Origin of the sequence: Caulobacter sp. HMWF025 (genome assembly GCF_003060965.1) — a bacterium.
Lineage (GTDB): Bacteria > Pseudomonadota > Alphaproteobacteria > Caulobacterales > Caulobacteraceae > Caulobacter.
Genome location: NZ_QAII01000059.1, coordinates 1 through 1,967, shown reverse-complemented (window position 1 = coordinate 1,967; position 1,967 = coordinate 1). Strand labels below are relative to the sequence as shown.

The 1,967-nt window shown below is 67.3% G+C and carries 2 protein-coding genes and 1 pseudogene; all 3 read left to right on the top strand.

Going from position 1 to position 1,967, the window contains the following annotated elements; genetic code table 11:
* The coding region (locus tag DBR10_RS19060) for a hypothetical protein (protein WP_158273155.1) at positions 1–225 on the top strand (225 nt) is incomplete at its 5' end.
* Between the two features lie 64 nt (positions 226–289).
* Positions 290–1,096: a phytanoyl-CoA dioxygenase family protein gene (locus DBR10_RS07660; RefSeq protein ID WP_108505233.1), complete on the top strand. Its 807-nt coding sequence runs from the start codon at positions 290–292 to the stop codon at positions 1,094–1,096.
* Positions 1,093–1,967 (top strand): annotated as a pseudogene (locus tag DBR10_RS07655) (hypothetical protein); the annotation flags it as partial. The gene DBR10_RS07660 and the pseudogene DBR10_RS07655, both read left to right, overlap by 4 nt.

Here is a 1,967-nt window from a genome sequence, read left to right as displayed (position 1 = left end):
GCCCTGCGCGGCGGCACCCAGCTTGTCCAGGCGGTGAAGGGGTCGCTTCTGGTGATCGAACGCAGCGGCGGCGGCGAACGCTTCGCGATCGTCGCCAACCTGTCCGCCCTGCCGGTGACCTATGACGGGCCCGGCTCGGACACGCCGGATCTGGTCGGTGGCGGCGGGGCCCGTCTGCGGCCGTGGCAGACCGCCCTGTTCGCCCTGCCGCCCCAAGCGCCGTAGCTGTCACACCACCGATAACCTCGCCCGGTGAACCGGCCAAACTGGACATGAAGGATCACATCTGATGCAGGACCTCGATACCCCCCTGCCCGTTTCGAGCGACGTGATTGAGCGCTATCGCACTGAAGGCTTTGTCCGCCTGTCCGGCGTGCTCGATGCGGCGACCCTGGCCCACTACGGCGAAGAAATCACCCGCCTGACCCTGGCGCTCAACACCCAGGACAAGCCGCTGGAAGACCGCAGCACCTATGACCGCGCCTTTCTGCAGGTCATGAACCTGTGGCGCACCTCCGAGGTCGTCAGGCAGTTCGTCTTCGGCAAGCGCATTGCCGGCATCGCCGCAGCCCTGATGGGCGTGGAGGGCGTGCGCCTCTATCACGACCAGTCGCTCTACAAGGAGCCGTCTGGCGGCTTCACCCCGGCCCATGCCGACCAGTACTACTGGCCGATGGCATCGGACCGGACGGTCACGGTCTGGATCCCCCTGCAGCCCGTCCCCCGCGACATGGGACCGCTGGCCTTCTACAAGGGCAGCCAGACCGCCGAGTTTGGTCGTGACCTGCCGATTTCCGACGAGAGTGAAGCACAGATCACGGCGGCGATGGAAGCCCAGGGTTTCCCCATTGATGAGCAGCCCTATGCTCTGGGTGACGTCAGCTTCCACGCCGGCTGGACCTTCCACCGGGCGGGAGCCAACCGCACGCAGCAGCCCCGCTCGGTGATGACGATGATCTATATGGACGAGGCCATGAGGCTGGCAGAGCCGGTCAATCACATGCAGGCGGCCGACTGGAACCAGTGGTGCCCCGGCGCGGTGGTGGGCGAGGTCATCGATACGCCGCTGAATCCGGTGATCTGGAGCGCCGCATGACCCGGTGGCTGTGCCTGCTGCTCCTGCTGCTGCTGTCGCCGGCCCCGCTGACCGCAAGGGCGCTGGCGCAGGCTTCACCCCAGCCGGTCGACCTGGTCGATCCTTTTATCGGCACCGACGGAACCGGGCACACCTTCCCGGGACCGAGCTACCCCTTCGGCATGGTTCAGCCCGGTCCGGACAATGCCGACAGCGGCTGGGCGTTCACCTCCGGCTATCAGTACGGTGCCCCCTCAATCATCGGCTTTTCACAGAACCGGGCCAGCGGCACCGGCATCCCCGAACTGGGCGACGTCCTGCTGCAGCCCAGCCAGACGCGGCGCGAAGCCCTGGCCAGCGGTTATGACAAGACCAGCGAAGAGGCCAGGCCCGGCTACTACGCCGTCACGCTGTCCGACAACCAGGTGCGCGTGGAGCTGACCTCCAGCCTGCGGACGGCCTTCCATCGCTATGTGTTCGAGAAGGGCGGCAGGGTCTGGGTCCTGGTCGACCTGCAGCATGGCCTCACCTTCATGACCGACCGGCAGCCCGTGCTGTCGCATGCCGTCGCCGCCACCCCGTTCGGGCTTGAGGGCAGCGCGCTGCGTCGCAACTGGACAACACGGACCATCGCCTTCTCGCTCGCATTCGACCACCGCGTGGCCGAGCGCATCACCCTGCCGCCCCGGCCCGGTGACGTCGCGCCGCGTTACCTGCTCGGGTTCGACCTGGGCGAGGGGCGCACGCTTCAGGCCAAGATCGGTCTGGCCAATACGGATGTGGCCGGCGCACGGCTCAACCGCGCTGAAATCCCGCACTGGAACTTTGACCGGGCGGCGTCAGGGGCACGCAGGGAATGGAACCGGTTGCTGGCCCGCGCCACCATCGAGGG